The sequence below is a fragment of the Haloarchaeobius sp. HME9146 genome, assembly GCF_025399835.1.
Lineage (GTDB): Archaea > Halobacteriota > Halobacteria > Halobacteriales > Natrialbaceae > Haloarchaeobius.
This window is the reverse complement of the sequence record NZ_JAODVR010000002.1, coordinates 1-15,100: the sequence shown is the minus strand read 5'-3', so window position 1 is coordinate 15,100 and position 15,100 is coordinate 1. Positions and strand designations below refer to the sequence as shown.

General features: G+C 65.1%; 15 protein-coding genes. 5 read left to right on the top strand and 10 right to left on the bottom strand.

The window, feature by feature from the left end; all coding sequences use genetic code 11:
• Nucleotides 1-27: 27 nt before the first annotated feature.
• From N6C22_RS18080 to N6C22_RS18055, 6 genes are all read right to left on the bottom strand, one after another.
• Nucleotides 28-1,308, bottom strand: coding sequence for a PQQ-binding-like beta-propeller repeat protein (locus N6C22_RS18080; protein ID WP_261652593.1), 1,281 nt, complete (start codon nt 1,306-1,308; stop codon nt 28-30).
• Nucleotides 1,309-1,351: 43 nt separating this feature from the next.
• Nucleotides 1,352-3,391 (bottom strand): hypothetical protein, encoded by a 2,040-nt coding sequence (locus tag N6C22_RS18075; protein WP_261652592.1) that lies wholly within the window; start codon nt 3,389-3,391, stop codon nt 1,352-1,354.
• Nucleotides 3,388-4,308 carry a hypothetical protein gene (locus tag N6C22_RS18070; protein ID WP_261652591.1) on the bottom strand — a complete coding sequence of 307 codons (921 nt, stop codon included), beginning with the start codon at nt 4,306-4,308 and terminating at the stop codon, nt 3,388-3,390. The genes N6C22_RS18075 and N6C22_RS18070 overlap by 4 nt, the downstream gene beginning before the upstream one ends.
• Before the next feature lie 217 nt (nt 4,309-4,525).
• Complete coding sequence (locus N6C22_RS18065; protein ID WP_261652590.1) at nt 4,526-5,188, bottom strand: TrkA family potassium uptake protein; 663 nt, start codon at nt 5,186-5,188, stop codon at nt 4,526-4,528.
• 3 nt (nt 5,189-5,191) lie between these two features.
• Nucleotides 5,192-6,613 carry an APC family permease gene (locus tag N6C22_RS18060; protein WP_261652589.1) on the bottom strand — a complete coding sequence of 474 codons (1,422 nt, stop codon included), beginning with the start codon at nt 6,611-6,613 and terminating at the stop codon, nt 5,192-5,194.
• 146 nt (nt 6,614-6,759) lie between these two features.
• Nucleotides 6,760-7,797 (bottom strand): sodium:calcium antiporter, encoded by a 1,038-nt coding sequence (locus N6C22_RS18055; protein ID WP_261652588.1) that lies wholly within the window; start codon nt 7,795-7,797, stop codon nt 6,760-6,762.
• A 244-nt stretch (nt 7,798-8,041) separates the two neighbouring features.
• On the opposite strand from N6C22_RS18055, the gene N6C22_RS18050 reads away from it, so the two are divergent.
• Nucleotides 8,042-8,770 (top strand): hypothetical protein, encoded by a 729-nt coding sequence (locus N6C22_RS18050; RefSeq protein ID WP_369684456.1) that lies wholly within the window; start codon nt 8,042-8,044, stop codon nt 8,768-8,770.
• 39 nt (nt 8,771-8,809) lie between these two features.
• Here N6C22_RS18050 and N6C22_RS18045 read toward each other — a convergent pair whose 3' ends face one another.
• Entirely contained in the window at nt 8,810-10,033 is a 1,224-nt protein-coding gene (locus tag N6C22_RS18045) for an acyl-CoA dehydrogenase family protein (protein ID WP_261652586.1), read from the bottom strand.
• 80 nt (nt 10,034-10,113) lie between these two features.
• On the opposite strand from N6C22_RS18045, the gene N6C22_RS18040 reads away from it, so the two are divergent.
• From N6C22_RS18040 to N6C22_RS18030, 3 genes are all read left to right on the top strand, one after another.
• On the top strand, nt 10,114-11,190 hold the full coding sequence (locus N6C22_RS18040; protein ID WP_261652585.1) for a phosphotransferase family protein: 1,077 nt from the start codon (nt 10,114-10,116) through the stop codon (nt 11,188-11,190).
• 156 nt (nt 11,191-11,346) lie between these two features.
• Nucleotides 11,347-11,535, top strand: coding sequence for a hypothetical protein (locus N6C22_RS18035; RefSeq protein WP_261652584.1), 189 nt, complete (start codon nt 11,347-11,349; stop codon nt 11,533-11,535).
• Nucleotides 11,536-11,772: 237 nt separating this feature from the next.
• Nucleotides 11,773-12,384, top strand: a complete 612-nt coding sequence (locus N6C22_RS18030; protein WP_261652583.1) for a carbonic anhydrase — start codon at nt 11,773-11,775, stop codon at nt 12,382-12,384.
• A 19-nt stretch (nt 12,385-12,403) separates the two neighbouring features.
• Here the strand turns inward: N6C22_RS18030 and N6C22_RS18025 are convergent, their stop codons facing one another.
• Entirely contained in the window at nt 12,404-12,682 is a 279-nt protein-coding gene (locus N6C22_RS18025) for a hypothetical protein (RefSeq protein ID WP_261652582.1), read from the bottom strand.
• Nucleotides 12,683-12,812: 130 nt separating this feature from the next.
• Between N6C22_RS18025 and N6C22_RS18020 the strand changes: the two genes are divergently transcribed.
• Nucleotides 12,813-13,166: a DsrE family protein gene (locus N6C22_RS18020; RefSeq protein WP_261652581.1), complete on the top strand. Its 354-nt coding sequence runs from the start codon at nt 12,813-12,815 to the stop codon at nt 13,164-13,166.
• Between the two features lie 9 nt (nt 13,167-13,175).
• Here N6C22_RS18020 and N6C22_RS18015 read toward each other — a convergent pair whose 3' ends face one another.
• Complete coding sequence (locus N6C22_RS18015) at nt 13,176-14,069, bottom strand: hypothetical protein (RefSeq protein ID WP_261652580.1); 894 nt, start codon at nt 14,067-14,069, stop codon at nt 13,176-13,178.
• A gap of 57 nt (nt 14,070-14,126) precedes the next feature.
• Nucleotides 14,127-15,100 (bottom strand): imidazolonepropionase (gene hutI / locus N6C22_RS18010; RefSeq protein ID WP_261652579.1); only part of this gene is annotated, 974 nt, incomplete at its 5' end.

The following is a 15,100-nucleotide window of genomic DNA, read 5'->3' as shown; positions in this document are numbered from 1 at the left end:
CAGCATCCGTGGGATGAACCCGAAGATTCAGCCACCAGTCGTATCGACACCGTACAGGAAACCGCGTTCGTCGAGCGCGATCACCGCTCCCGCCGTGACGATGGGTGGCCCACTGAGGACCGATTCCGTGCGCATCTCCCAGGCAACCTCACCCGATTGCCGGTCTATCGCAACCAGGTTCCCGTAGAGACCGAGGTACAGCGTGGCACCGTCGGTACCCGCACTCGTCTGTGGTCGCCCGTCGGTCCGCCAGGCGACCGACCGGTCGGTCAGGTCGAGCGAGATGACCGACAGCGAGGAGTACGAGTCGCCGGCTGCGACGTGCGCTGTGCCGTCGACGACGGTGGCCGACAGCGTGACCGAACCCGGGTCGCCGCTGTAGGTCCACTCGACGGTGCCATCGGTGAGGCGCACCGCGGCCATCGTCGTCTCCGTCGTCGCGAGCACCGTCTCGCCCACGACCGTCGGTGCAGGCTCGTAGTCTGTGTCGCCCGTTCGTGTCCACAACTCCTCACCGGAGCTGGCGTCGAAGGCGTACAACTGGCCGTTCCAGTTCCCGATGACGACGGTCCCGTCGGCGACGGCTGCCGGCCCGTCGAACACCGGGAGGTTCGCGTTCTCGGGCGAGGCGCTCCCATCCGGGAGCAGATCGGTCGTGGTAGACCAGACGGTCTCGCCGGTGACGGCATCGAGGGCGGCGAACTGGCCAGCTTTCGTTCCGGCAAAGACGTACTCGTCACCGACCGTCGGCGCGCCAGACACCCAGCCTCGTCCATCGATGTCGTCGAAGGCGCTCTGTTGGAGTGGCGCTTGCCAGTCGACCTGCCGGTCGGCTATCGAGATCGCGACGACTCCGTTTCTGGTCCCGACGAAGACCCGGTCGGTCCCGACGACCGGTGTCGTCCATATCTCGTGGGGGACCGGCACCGACCACGACTCGGTCCCGGACCGGGCATCGACTGCGACGACCGAATCTCGGCGGGACACGAAGACCGTCTCGTCGCGGAGCGTGGGTGCACCGACCACGCCGTCCTGTTCGTCGGCGAGTTCACGAATCCATCTGGTCTGCCCACACCTCGTCTCGGTGGTCGAGACCGCCGGGTTGAAGCCGGTGTTGGCGATATCGTGCTGCGGTGCGGGCCAGTCCGTCCCGATTCCCGTGAGACGCTCGCCGGTGGACGGCTGGTGCGTCTCCTCCCCGCAGGCGATACTCCCGATTGATTCCTCCGAGGACTGCCCGAGGCGGAGACAGCCTGCCAGGCCAGTGCCAGCAACCGCACCGAGGATAGAGCGTCGTGTCGGGTTCATAGAACGTTGAATGTCTCCAACGGTGGATACCAACGGCGAGGTTTTATAGGTTCTCCGTGAACTGCCGCTGCCCGAGGTGGGACACTCGCTCGTCGAAGGGGTCTAGCAATTCGTCGGGCAGTACCGATTCCACCTCCGACTCGTCGATAGTGCCGGAGTCGTCGTAGCCGTAGCTCCACACCGGGTCACGGCTGCCGTTGAGCAGTTCGAGTGCGATCTCGACCAGCTCGTCGGCGTAGGGCGTGTTCGCGACAGCCGGGTTCGCGGCGACGACGTCGCCGATTATCTCCTCGGCATCGAACGGGCAATCCCCTTCGCTCACGCAAGCGAGGTACTGGTTCTTCGACCCGTAGTACGGACCCCGACCGACCGTCGCACCGGCGAGGAACGCGACGAACTCCGGTCCCATCAATTCGCGTAACGTCCCCTCCTCGTCCGGGAAATCGTAGGAGAACGCTTCAGTCCCTTCCACGTACAGCCTGTGCTCCGGGAAGGGGCTATGGTCCCAGACGCGGACGAACCGCCGGCCGTCAGCAGTGACGGTGAGTTCTAGGTGGGTGTAGATGTTCGGCACGGCGGCCAGGGCGGTTGTGATGCCGTCTACGAGTCCGCTCAGGTGCGAGAGTACGAGATCGGGACTGATCTCAATGAGACCGTAATCGACGGTGAAGTCCCACTCCAGTACGTCGTTCAGGAAATCGTACTGGCCACGGTCAGCGAGTAACTCCAGTGCCTGGGAGCCGACCCTGGTGAAGCCACCGAAGATCGTTCCGACTCGGACCGCTTCCGTCCCGTCGACGGTCGTGGTCTCCACGGCGAAGTGCCTGTCGCGGTAGCCACCGTCCAGTGCGTTCCCGTTGTCAGATGCCACGTCATCCTTTAGCGTATTCACGTCCTCCTGTTCGAGGACGCTCTCCGTGTTCTCCCCTGTGAATGTCACCTCTACCGTCGACTCCTCGATACCCCCGTCACCGTCCGTCTCGAAGTCGATCTCAACGCCGTTGAGGGTCCGGTACCGCGGCGCACTGCTCGGTCCCGGTTCCTCGTACTTGTTGGGGATAGGGTTGGTCGCCTCCGAGAGTGCCTCTGGGTAGTTATCAGAGAGTATCATGTCGCCAGTCCCCCAGTTGTCGAACAGGGGAGTGGTATCTACCGTCAGTTTCGGACTGATGAACTCAGGAACGTCGATGGCGAACTCCGCCGCGAGATAGTATGGGTTCAGTGGCACCTCGATGGTGTAATCCGGTGGCAGGAACTGTGACACCGCCCCATTGAACGGGTTCCCGCCACGACTCGAGTTCTCGCTCTCACCGGGAATGAAGCTCAATATGTCGACGTCCATAGACACCGATTCGGACGTCTGGCCGCGCCGGCCGGCTGCGAACGCGAGTTCGTTCTCCAGAAGACCTTTTGCCGCGTCTACGTCCGGGACGTTGAAACGAGCATTGTACGTCCAGGGCCACTCAACGGTCTGCATCGTCGCCAACACGACCCCGTCACCGTAGGAGTAGCGAACGTAGGTCGGCTCACCACGGTATGCGGTCTTGGCCAACACCTCGGCGTCATCGGGTATCTCCGTAAAGAACCCGTGTGCCGAGTAGTTCCAGTTGTCGATGCTACCGTCGTCGAGCCCCTCGAATATCTCGTCGTCCGTCACGCTGAGGTTATCGACGTAATCGGTCGTCTTCTCGATGGACCCTGGAAGGAATCGCTCCTTCCAGATGGTCGAACACGGATACCCAGAGTCGGTCACATGACCGATAAGGGTACCGCCGGTTTCGACAAACGAGGCTATCTTCTCGCGGGCATCGGCGAGGTTCCGATAGTACAGGTAGTCCTGTGTGGATGGGATGATCAGAGTGTGACACCCTTCGAGGCTCATCTGGGTGAACTGCTCCGATGTGGCGACGCCATACGAGTAGCCGCCGGCTTCGAGTGCGTCCACGTTCGCGGTCCCGCCCCACGAGTTACAGTCTTTGATAACCAGGAATCCTTCGCCGTCTACGCTCTCGGGTTGGGCCGCCTGCTGAGACTGGATGGTTGGCCCTTCGTCGACCTGTCGTTCAGGTGAGCGACTGCTCATTTCCACCCACCTCCGAGCCTGTAGGCCGTCCCATCGACCGTGAGACGGTACTTGCTACGGTCGAGGCGCTCGAACTCGTACGGGACGGTCGTTCCATCAGCGAAATTGAATTCACCGGCCTCGTAATCCTCAGTTCGCTCACTCGTCTCGACCGCCGTCACCCGTCCTCGGTCGGCCCGAAGTCGCGTGAGGTCATTCGCCGCCTGTGACTGTTCCACAGTAGCAACGTCGTCGGTGACCTGGACCCTGTCGAAGACCGTGAACCCGTCGTAGTCGGACGTCGCGGGACCGTTGCCGCGGGGAGTCCCTCGTGGTTCGTAGTCTGCCGGGTGCCAGCGAATCTCCAGTCGAGTCGCATTGCGTCGCACCCACGTTGGGTACGACTCGAGGTCCCAACCGAGCGTGCTGGCAGAGTATTGCTCGACTCGAAGTTCAGGAGACGAGACCGAGCGCGGCCTGCCAGCGGAATCGCTCGACCCGTCGGAGCGCTTGCCTTGCGAACCGTTCTTACCCTTCTCAGTCGAGTCACCGTTTCTGGAACGTCCGTTCTCGCCCGTCTCTTCCGGCGTTGCGTGGAGGACGAACTGGAAGACGACATCGCTGTCACTGCCGAAAACTATCGGCAGGACATCGACGCTCAGGTAGGACGATTCGACGAGGTCAACCTCGCTCAGTCGCGTCTTGTTCTCGATCATTGGATACGGGTCGCCGTCGGTCGTGACACCGAGACCGTGAGAACCCGTTACGATGCCCGAGAACTCTTCGTTCGACACGCGGACCAGCGAGTTGCTCCCGTTCGTCTGCCAGCCGTCGAGATCGTCCTCGAACGACCAGACCGTCTGTTCCCCACCCGACGAACCCGCCGCAACCGGCGAGACTGCGGTCGTCAGACCAGCAGCCGAGAGGCTCCGAAGCACCGCCCGGCGAGTCCGTCCAAATTCAAGTTGGTTTGTTGAATTTAACATCCGTTCAACAAGTTAAAGTTCAGCAGACCATCACTAATAGGTTTTGGCCATTTGACATGCCTGTGGGCGATGGTTATTCTCACTCAAATCAGATGCTTACAGCCGAGGCGAGGTCTCAAACGACGAGAAACACCGAGTCAGTTCGCAGCTCGAATTCCGAAGCAGGAAGCTAGCCCCGCAACAGGTTCATCACTTCGTCCATCACGTCCGACTCCACCGCGACCACGTAGCGATTGCCGGGCTCCAGCACCGTCTCGGGGCCACCAAGCTGGTTCCCCTCTGCATCCACGACGATGAGGCTCCCACGCGGCAGCCGGACCTCCTCCAAGGTCTTCCCGGCCGCGGGCGCGTCGTCGGCGATCTCCACTTCCACCACCTCGACGTTCCCGCCGATGTCCTCGAGGGTCCGGACGCCCTCGACGATTATCTCGTTGACCGCGGCGCGAGCCCCGAGCGACTCGGGGAAGACGACGCCGTCGACGTACTCGCTGTAGAGGTCGTCCTCGCCCTCGGAGATGCGCATCACGGCGCGGATGTCGGCCATGCGCTGGGCGGCCATGCAGATGGCGAAGTTGGTCGCCTCGTCGTCGGTGAGTGCGGCGACCACGTCCGAGCGGTCGGGCTGGGCCTGTCTGAGAATCGAGGGTCGAGCCGCGTCGCCCTCGATGACGGTGCCGATGTACTCGTCGCTGAGACGGTCGGCTCTCCGTGCATCCGGTTCGACGATGACGACGCTGTGGCCGCGGTCGGCGAGCAGTTCGGCGGTTCGGAGGCCGACGGTTCCGCCGCCGGCGACGATGACGCGAAGGTCTTCTTGAGTACTCTGTGACATGGGTCAGTCCTGGGTTTCGTCCGCTGGTGGGAGGGTGATGTCCTGTTCCGGTTCGGCGATCTCCGGTTCGGGCTCTCCGACGACGTCCTCGATGTCCTCGACCTCCTCGACGGCACCGCGGCGTGAGAGCAGCCAGTACACGCCGACGCCGATGGCGAGCCACGCGAGCGCCAGCACCCACGTGACGGGGTCGATGAACAGCCCGAGCAGCAGGTTGAGGACGATACCGAGGATGGGCGGAATCGGGTAGTACGGAATCTCGAAGGGACGGCGGAGGTCGGGCTGCTGACGACGGAGCCGGATGACGCTGAGGTTCACGATGACGAACCCGAGCAGGGAGAACAGACTCGCGAGGTTGCCGACGATGCGGATGGGGACCACGACGACGGCGAGCAACATCACGGCGGCGCTGGCCACGATGGCGACGAACGGCGTCCCGTACTTGACGTGGAGCCGGCCGAGGCGCTTCGGGAGCTGGCTCTCGCGCCCCATCGCGAACGCGACGCGGCTGGAGCCGATGACGACCGCGTTCAGCGCGCTGATGGTCGAGAACACGGCACCAAAGGCGATGATGGCCGCCCCGGTCCCGATGATGGGGAGCGCCGGCATGAAGCTCTCCGCGGCCTGCGCGATGGCCGTCTCGCCAGCCCCACCGAGGCCCTCCGCGCCGAGCGTGCCGATGGCGACGAACACGACGAGCAGGTAGACGACGATGGTGACGACGACCGAGAGCAGGATGGCTCGCGGGATGTTCTTCTGGGGATTCTCGACCTCCTCGGTGACCGTCGCGATGAGGTCGTACCCCTGGAACGCGATGAACGTCAGGCCCATCGCGGGCAGCACCGAGATGGGGCCGTTCGGGAACAGCGGCTCGAAATTACCCAGGTCGACAAAGGAGAGGCCGAACGCGACGAACACGAGCAGGATGACGATTTTGACAAGGGTGATGAGCGTCTCCGCACTCCCGCTCGCCTCGGTCGAGACCGCATTGAGCGTCACGAAGGCGACGACGGCCGCCAGCGCGTACGCGACTGGTGGTCCTGGGAGCGTGATGCCGTAGATGTGGAAGAACTCGACGAAGTTCGAGGAGAACCCGAGCGCGTAGAGAGCGCCGGCAATCATGTAGGTGAACCAGCGCGTCCAGCCCATGACGAACGAGACCGGCGCGGAGAACACCTCCCTGACGTAGGCGTACCCGCCGCCGTTCCGGGGGATGGCCGCCGCCAGTTCGGCGTACGAGAGCGCGGTGAACGTCGTGACCCCGCCGTTGAGCGCGAACACGACGAGGGCCGCGGGGCCAGCACCCCTGGCTGCGAGGCCGGTCAGCACGAAGATGCCCGCGCCGATCATCGCGCCGATGCCGACCATCGTCGCGTCGAGCAGCGTGAGGCTGGCGGTCGGAGAGCGGTCCCCGGCGTGGCTCATGCCGCCCTCGTCCCGTCGTCACCGCCACAGCTGTCTGACAGGGCCATACAGCCCGGTTCGACGGGCAACATAATATAACTCGGGCGTCAGTTTCCTCTCTCGCGGACCGGGCGCACCGCGACCCGGTCCGCTGTGCAATGGGGCGGTCACGCACCCCGGATGAGATCCGTCACCCCGGCGGTCTCGGCGACGACCCAGACCACGAACGCGAGGTACGCAACCAGGAGCGCGTAAGATTCCGGGGTGCTGAGCGATAGCCCGGTCCGCATGATGGCGAACAGGAGGACCGTCGCGAGCGTGAGCACACCCATCATCGGGATTGCCACGGCGAAGTCGATGGGGACGCTGCCGACGATGAGCACGCCGATAGGAAGCGCCACCAGGAGGTCGAACGTGTTCGACCCGAGGACGTTTCCGAGGCTCGTCACCCCGTTGCCTGCTCGTGCCGACCGGACGCTCACCAGCATGTCGGGGAGGCTCGTGGCCGCTGCGAGGATGGTGACGCCCGCGAGGAACTCCGGAATACCGAACGTGGCCCCGAGGTACTCGACGCCGTGGACGAGCTGTTCGACCGCGACGAGGATGACCAACAGACCGACGGCCAGCCGTCCCCACTCGCGACCGACCCGGATGCCCGGCGGGGCGACCTCGGCCTCGTGGTCGCTGACGTCCTGCCACTGGATGAACAGGTAGAGCCCGTACAGCAGGAGCGGAATCACCGCGAGTGGCCGCGTGATACTGCCCGTGAGTTCCGGCGCGCCTGGCACCGGTGCGTAGATGACCGCCAGGGCGAACGTGACGACCAGTACCGAGACAGCCAGCATGTAGAACTGCGCCTCTTTGTAGACGATGGTACGACTCGTCTCGAGCTCGTCGTCGGTCACGATGCCCGACAGGGCAGGTATCACGAGGACGTTGAAGATCGCCGACCCGACGATGGCACCGACGCCCATGTTGAACGCGCCACCGAGGGAGGCGAACACCACGCTGGCGAGTTCGGGGAAGCTCGACCCGACGGCGACGACGATGGAGCCCTGTACGACGGCCGGGAGCCCGTAGTACGCAGAGAGGTGTTCGGCGGACTCTTCGAGCCACCCGCTACCCAGCCAGATGAAGCCCGTCGCCACGAGGATGGCGACGACGTTCAGTACCGTCGAGTCGGGCAGGAGACCGAAGAGCACCATCTCGTTGAGCCTTGCGCGAAGGCGAGGAAGAATCCAGCGATTACCGGTCGAATTGCCGGCGGTTGCGGGCCGTGTCCCCGGTCCGGGACCGCGGTCAGCGACGGGTTTCCGGCCGAGGTGGCGAAAACGCCTAAGAGGGGGAACCACAAATCCACTGACAGACATGTCAACTGGGGAAGTGCAGGAGACTGCAGGGGGAACGGAATCGGACACCCGAGAGGGCATTCGGGGGACTGTGGCCGGAATGGCCGAGCAGGCCAACCCGGCGTTCGCAATCGGGGTGGTTGTCGTCCCGCTGCTGGCGCTGGCCTACGCCGTCGAGGTGGGGCCGCTCCAGCACCACATCTACGTCCACGTGATGGCGGGCGTGATGTGGACCGGCATCGACCTGTTCTTCGGGCTGGTCCTCGGGCCGGTCATCGGGGGGCTCTCCGAGACGGAGAAGGCCAACGTCTTCAAGCGACTCACACCGAAGACGAGTTTCCTGTTGCCCGTCCTCGCCATGACCACCATCTTCGGAGGAATCACCCTGGCCATCCGGGAGGGGTGGTTCCCGCACTCGAACGCGTGGTTGGCCGTCTTCACCGCGGTCAATCTCGTTCCCGCTGTCGCGCTCATCGGCTGGAACTTCGACGCGCTCCGGGACTGGCGCTGGCAGGGCTGGCAGGCCGTCGTCACCGTCGGGAGTCTCGCCTGGGTCGCGACCTCCTACCAGAACCTCGGAACGATTCCCGTTCCCATCGCACTCGCCCTCGCCATCGTCACCATCCTCTCCGTCCAGGGGTTCGGCCTGTTACTCCCCGGGGAGGTTCGCATCTACACCGAGATGCGCTCGTCGAACCCCGACCACGCCGTCGTGAACCGCATCGGGATGCGAAACGCCAAACTGTCCGGCGTACAGGGGTTCTTCCAGCTCTGTCTCATCGCCGTGATGGTGTGGCTCAGCGCCGGCAGCTTCCCGCTCCCGTTCTGAGCCGGGGACGGGCTGGGGGCGACGCGGCTAGCCGACGACTCACCGGTTCGGTTCGCCGAAGCGCGTCAGCACGTCGAGTTCGGACTCGTCCACGTCCGAGAACGCCTCGCGCGCGATGACCCGCTTGTGGACCTCGTCGGCCCCGTCGATGATGCGGAACGCGCGGACGTCCTCGTAGAAGTCTGCAAGGGGAAGGTCCTTCCCGATGCCGTTGCCGCCACAGAACTGGACGCACTGGTCGATGATGTCCTGGACCGTGTTCGCGGTGAACACCTTCGCCATCGCGACCGGAATGCGGGCTTCGTCGCCGGCGGAGATGCGGTCGGCTGCGTCGCGAATCATGGTTCGGGCGGCGTGGAGCTGAATCTCTGCCTCGGCGATGTCGTACCGCAGCGCCTGCTTCTCCGCGAGCGGTGAGCCGAACGCCTCGCGCTCGCTGGTGTACGCAGTGGTCACGTCGAGGGCGCGTTGGGCCATCCCGGAGAAGCGCATGCAGTGGGTGAGGCGGGCCGGCCCGAGGCGCTGCTGGGCGTGTTTGAAGCCCGCGTCCTCGGTTCCGAGTAGGTTCTCCTCCGGGATTCGCACGTCCTCGTACAGTATCTCTGCGTGGCTGCCGCCGGTGACGCCCCCGCCGACGTGGGGGATGTCACGGACGATGTTCACGCCCTCGGTGTCGGCCGGCACGAGGAACAGGGAGGTTCCCTCGTACGGGTGGGCGTCGAGGTCGGTCCGGGCCATCACGATGAGCACGTCCGCCTCCGAGCCCTGTGTCGTCCACCACTTGTGGCCGTTGATGACCCACTCGTCGCCGTCTTTCTCTGCTGTGGTGCGGATCATCTTCGGGTCCGAGCCGCCGCCATCGTGGGGTTCGGTCATCGAGAACGCCGAGCGGATCTCGCCGGCCACGAGGGGGCGAAGCCACTCCTCCTTCTGCTCCTCGGTCCCGACCAGTTCGAGCGTATGCATGTTCCCCTCGTCGGGGGCGGCGACGCGCATCGCGCTCGGGCCGAGCAGGCTCCGGCCGGCCTCCTCGAACAGCGGGAGGACGTCGCGGAAGTCCAGCCCGAGCCCGCCGTACTCCTCGGGCATCTGTGGGGCGTAGACGTCGTGCTCGCGGGCCTTCTCGCGCAGGGCCGCGATGGTCTCCTCGTCGACCGCCGGGCCGCCGAGGTGCTCGCGCTCGACGGGGATGACGTACTCTTCGACGAACGCTCGCGCCCGGGCCGCGAGGTCTCGTGCGGTCTCGGAATCGGTGTACTCCATACCACCGGCAACACACTCGAGGTGTGTAAATCTATAACAGGCGGAAAGTTGCAAAGGTATGTAGGAATGGAGGGAAACCTGTGACCGACCCACACACCGACGAGTCCTACTTCGAGCGACTCGTCGACGAGGACGCCCTGGAGTCGTACCTGCGCCGTGAACTCGGCGACGCATCGGCCTTCTCGGTCGAACACCACCAGGAGGGCCACTCGAACGAGACGCTGTTCGTGACCTGGGGCGACCGGGAGCTCGTCATCCGGCGGCCGCCGCCGGGCGAGACCGCGGACACGGCCCACGACGTGCTCCGGGAGTACCGGGTGATGGACGCGCTGCAGGAGACGGCGGTCCCAGTCCCGACGACCGTCCTCGCCTGCGACGACCACGAGGTTCTCGGGGCCGACTTCTACGTCATGGACCGCGTCGAGGGACACGTACTCAGGGACACGGAGCCCGAGGCGTTCGCCACGCCCGAGCACCGCCAGCGAATCGGCGAGGAGCTCGTGGACACCCTCGCGAGCATCCATTCGGTCGACCTCGAATCGGTCGGGCTCGACGAGTTCGGGCGTGCCGCCGGCTACACCCAGCGACAGGTCGACCGCTGGCAGAAGCAACTCGACTGGGCGTTCCAGGTAACCGCCGAGGAGCGGACCGTCCCGACGCTCCGGCGGGTCGGCGAGTGGCTGCAGGAGAACGTCCCCGAGGACCACCCGGAGACGCTGGTCCATGGTGACTACAAACTGGACAACGTCATGTTCGGCCCCGACACGCCGCCGGAGCTGGTCGCAGTGTTCGACTGGGAGATGAGCACGCTGGGCGACCCGCTCGCGGACTTCGGCTGGATGCTCTCGTACTGGCGCGACGCGAAGGACCCCGAGCCCGCGGTGCCGGAGCTGACGGCGACGTTCATGGAGAACGAGGAGTACCCGACCCGGCGGGAACTGGTCGACCGGTACGAGGCCCAGACGGGCTTCGACTTCGAACACGACCGGTTCTACCGGGCGCTGGCCGTCTACAAGCTCGCCGGGCTGGGCGAGATGTTCTTCCGGCGCTATCTGGAGGGCAACAGCGACGACCCGATGTACCCCCTGATGGAGGACCGCGTGCCCGCCCTCGCGGCCCGCGCCGAGCGGATTATCGAGGGTGACGAGCCACTCTAGGGACACTCGAAATCCTCTCTGACCTGAGGTTGGCTTCACGACCGAAGGGACAGTATATGCCAGACGGTACCGTACATCAAGGTACAAGGTCGACAACCACTGGTCTAGATTCATCTCGCGCGGCTGACGACCAGGAGGACCGGCGTTACTACCACGATGCCCAGTTTCAAACGGCGGGACGAACGGACACAGGCAGCCAAAGAGGAGTGTAGCAACTGTAACCGCATGGTCGGCCACGAACGAGACCTCGTCTGCGAAGCCGACCGGACGCTCCAGATCGTCCTCTGCGAGCCGTGTCTCGATTCCTACCTCGAAGAGGACTGGATACACCAGGTAAGAGAGTGACCACGGTCGCGACCGTTCGTGCTGCAGAGACGGACAGCCCGGAGACGGCTGTCCGAGACTTCGATACCTTGTAGAGGACCGAGTTCGGCAGGTCGGCCGGCATGGCGCGGCCTGTCCCGGTACTGGAACTAGTTTGGTAGTGGAACTGATGGGCGGTCCCGGGAGCGAGAAACCTCCCCAGCCCCCATGACACTTCATGGCAAAGAGGTGCCTGCCTTCGTGCCGAAGTCGTGTACGATGACGGACGAAACCACGCCACCGACGCCCGGACTTGCACACGAGTGGGTCGAACAGCGCATCGACGACCGCGACGACTGGGCCCGGCGACGGCAGAAGGGGATTCCGAACGACAGGCAACTGATGGTCGTCGCCTGCATGGACGAGCGGATTCCACTCGAAGACGTCCTCGGCATCGAACTCGGCGACGCACACGTCTTCCGGAACGCCGGTGGGAAGGTGACCGACGACGTGATTCGAAGCGCCGCGCTGACGACGAACTTCTTCGACACCGAGGAGATACTCGTGGTCAAGCACACCGACTGCGGGATGATGAGCGCGCCCGACGACGCGGTCGTCGAGGGCCTCGAACACGCCTGCGGTGGCGACCTCGACAGCGTCTCGCTGGACCCCTCGCTCCCGTCTCTGAACATCGGCGACGCCTCCCTGGCGGACTGGGTCCGTATGACCGACGACATCGACGACGCCTGCGAGGAACAGGTCGCACTATTGCAGAACCACCCGTTCATCCCCGACGACGTCGAGGTTCGAGGCTACATCTACGAGGTCGAGAGTGGCGCGCTCCGCCGGCCACACGAGCGTCTCTCCGAAGAGGTCAACACCCGAGAGTGACCGAGCAGGACGACGACAGTCACTCCGAGAGAACGGTCGACACGAGTGCTTTCGCCTGCTGGACGTGCTCGTCTGCCGCGTCGCTGCCGGTCCCGTCCACCTGTGACAGCAGGTGTTCGACGTGGCCCACGCGCTCGCGGACCACCTCGGGGGGCAGGTCGGAGTCTGCGAGGTCTCCAGCGACCGCCTCTGCCTCACCGATCCAGCGGTTCGCGGTCCGCTCGACCGGGAGTTCCTCGGTCGCCCGAAGGTGCTCGTAGAGTTCCCGCAGCCGCGCCGCGGTGTCGTCCTCGTTCATCCTGCTCGGGAGAAGGTGTCGGACACCCAAGAGCCCACCGCCAACCATCACGGTTGTTCACACCGGAATCGCGTCGGAAGCGCACGACGGCTCAGGCTTGAAGGTGGCGGCGGGCCGAGGGGCAGCCACGATGTCCAAAGCAGCCATCATCGTGCTCGCTGGTACAGAATCGCACGCCGACCTCGGTCGTGTCGTCAACGGAATGCAGGCAGCCAAGGAGTTCGCCGACGCGGGCGACGAGGTCGAACTCATCTTCGACGGTGCCGGGACCCAGTGGATCGCCGAGCTGTCGGACGAAGACCACGACGCACACGCGCTGTACAACTCGCTCGAGGAGCACGTGCAGGTGTGTGACTACTGTGCGGGTGCCTTCGAGCAGGACGATGCCGTCGAGGACGCAGCTGTCGAGCGCGTGGACGAGTTCGACGGCCATCCGAGCGTCAAGGAACTGGTCGACGACGGCTACGAGGTCATCACGTACTGACCCCGGCGGTCACCAGGAATCCACCGTGTGACGGGACTGTTTTGTACGGCCCGTCTGCCCCGCTCCAGCGCGAAACGCCAACACGGGCCTGAACAGTAGCACCGCGGCGACGAACTGAACCACCCACTGCAGCTGGCCGACGACGTTGGCCAGCACCACCTGTGTCTCACCGGGTTCGACCACGAACAGCGAGACGCCGAGCAGACACACGACGACAGTGAGCAGTCCGGCAGCGCCGATGGCGGTCGCTAGCGAAAACTCGCGTCGGAAGACCACGCCGAGTGCAAAGAGGAAGGCCCCGGTCGGCGCGGCGACGAAGGCGAACGAAATCCAGACGACTTTCCAGAGGTCACCTCCCACAACCGCCAGCGACGGCCAGCCGAAGACGCCCAGGAGCAACTGGAGCACCACCATCGCGAGGGCCACGACGGCGGCGGTCACGAGCGGGCCAGCATCAAACGGGAGAGAGCGCTCGTCGACGTGGGTGTCGCTGGCGAGGGCGGGACGCGCCGCGAGGCAAAGACGCAGGACGAGGAAGACACCCAGCGACGTGACCACCGTCGGCCCGTAGAACGGGACCAGTGCCGCCGGGTCGTCGGACGGCAGCGATTCCAGTGTGACGGCGATGACGGCAGCCAGGACGGCGAGACAGCCTCCGACGAGGAACAGACGTTTCGCCGGGGTGGCGAAGCCCCCGGAGGCGGTCGTCCTGCTGAGGAGCCCGCCGACGAGGCACAGGAGAGCGAGTGTCAGTACCGTGTTCGAGCCGAAGCCGGTGAACGTGGACAGGCCCCGGCCCACGACGAGACTCTGGCCGACCCGCACGCCGAGAGAGCCGACGAGCAGCACCAGGCCAGCGATGGCGACGCTGGGGAGTACCAGTCGCTTTTCGGACGTGTTCATAATCTGTCGGCCTCGTTCGAGAATGAAAGGCGTTCCGGTGCCAGCGCCGGGACCGGATCAGCCGTGGACCCGCTCGCCAGCCTTGAACACGGTCTCGACCACGTTCGTCCCGTACTGGTAGGAGACGTGCCGGAATGACGGCGCGTCGAGAATCGCGATGTCGGCGGGTGCGCCCTGCCGGAGCGTCCCATGTCTGGCGGGCAGGTCGAGGGCGGCGGCGGCGTTCGTCGTACTCGCCCGAAGGGCCTCCGCGGGCGTCATGCGCATGCCGACGCAGGCGAGTGACTGGGCGAAGCCCATGCTGTGGCTGTGACAGTTCGGGTTGAAGTCGGTCGCGATGGCAACCGGGGCGTCCCGGTCGAGCATCATCCGGGCGTCGGCGTACTCCTCGCCGAGACCGAAGGCGGTCCCCGGCAGGAGGACCGGAACGACGCTCGCGTCGATCAGCGCGTCCACGTCCTCCTCGGTCGAATAGAGGAGGTGGTCGGCGCTGGTCGCGCCGATCTCGGCGGCGAGTTTCGTGCCGCCGATGTGGGCGAGTTCCTCGGCGTGGACCTTCGGCGTCAGGCCGTGGTCGCGGCCCACCTTGAGAATCCGGCGGGACTGCTCGACCGAGAACACGCCCTCCTCGCAGAACACGTCACAGAACGTCGCGATGCCCTGCTCGGCGACCGCGGGAATCTGTTCCTCACAGACCTCATCGACGTACTCGTCGGTGTCCATCCCCTGCGGGACGGCGTGGGCTCCCATGAACGTCGGAATCACGTCGACGGGGTGCTGTTCGTCGGCGCGGCCGATGACCCGGAGCATCCGGAGTTCGGTCTCGGTGTCGAGGCCGTAACCCGACTTCACCTCGACCGTCGTGGTGCCGTGTTCGAGCATCACGTCGAGGTGGGACATGAGGTTCGCGAGCAGGGTGTCCTCGTCGGCCTTCCTGACGGCCTCGACCGACCGAAGGATACCGCCGCCCTCGGCCAGAATCTCCTGGTAGGTCTTCCCGCGCAGTTTGGCCTCGAACTCGTCGGAGCGAT

Bases quoted from the DNA above. Each gene is read 5' to 3' on its own strand.
- N6C22_RS18035 (WP_261652584.1), top strand. From the start codon at position 11,347: ATGCCCAGTTTCAAACGGCGGGACGAACGGACACAGGCAGCCAAAGAG.
- N6C22_RS18045 (WP_261652586.1), bottom strand. From the start codon at position 10,033: ATGGAGTACACCGATTCCGAGACCGCACGAGACCTCGCGGCCCGGGCG.
- N6C22_RS18075 (WP_261652592.1), bottom strand. From the start codon at position 3,391: ATGAGCAGTCGCTCACCTGAACGACAGGTCGACGAAGGGCCAACCATC.
- N6C22_RS18050 (WP_369684456.1), top strand. From the start codon at position 8,042: ATGGCCGAGCAGGCCAACCCGGCGTTCGCAATCGGGGTGGTTGTCGTC.
- N6C22_RS18080 (WP_261652593.1), bottom strand. From the start codon at position 1,308: ATGAACCCGACACGACGCTCTATCCTCGGTGCGGTTGCTGGCACTGGC.
- N6C22_RS18025 (WP_261652582.1), bottom strand. From the start codon at position 12,682: ATGAACGAGGACGACACCGCGGCGCGGCTGCGGGAACTCTACGAGCAC.
- N6C22_RS18055 (WP_261652588.1), bottom strand. From the start codon at position 7,797: ATGGTGCTCTTCGGTCTCCTGCCCGACTCGACGGTACTGAACGTCGTC.
- N6C22_RS18015 (WP_261652580.1), bottom strand. From the start codon at position 14,069: ATGAACACGTCCGAAAAGCGACTGGTACTCCCCAGCGTCGCCATCGCT.
- N6C22_RS18030 (WP_261652583.1), top strand. From the start codon at position 11,773: ATGACGGACGAAACCACGCCACCGACGCCCGGACTTGCACACGAGTGG.
- N6C22_RS18020 (WP_261652581.1), top strand. From the start codon at position 12,813: ATGTCCAAAGCAGCCATCATCGTGCTCGCTGGTACAGAATCGCACGCC.
- N6C22_RS18060 (WP_261652589.1), bottom strand. From the start codon at position 6,613: ATGAGCCACGCCGGGGACCGCTCTCCGACCGCCAGCCTCACGCTGCTC.
- N6C22_RS18065 (WP_261652590.1), bottom strand. From the start codon at position 5,188: ATGTCACAGAGTACTCAAGAAGACCTTCGCGTCATCGTCGCCGGCGGC.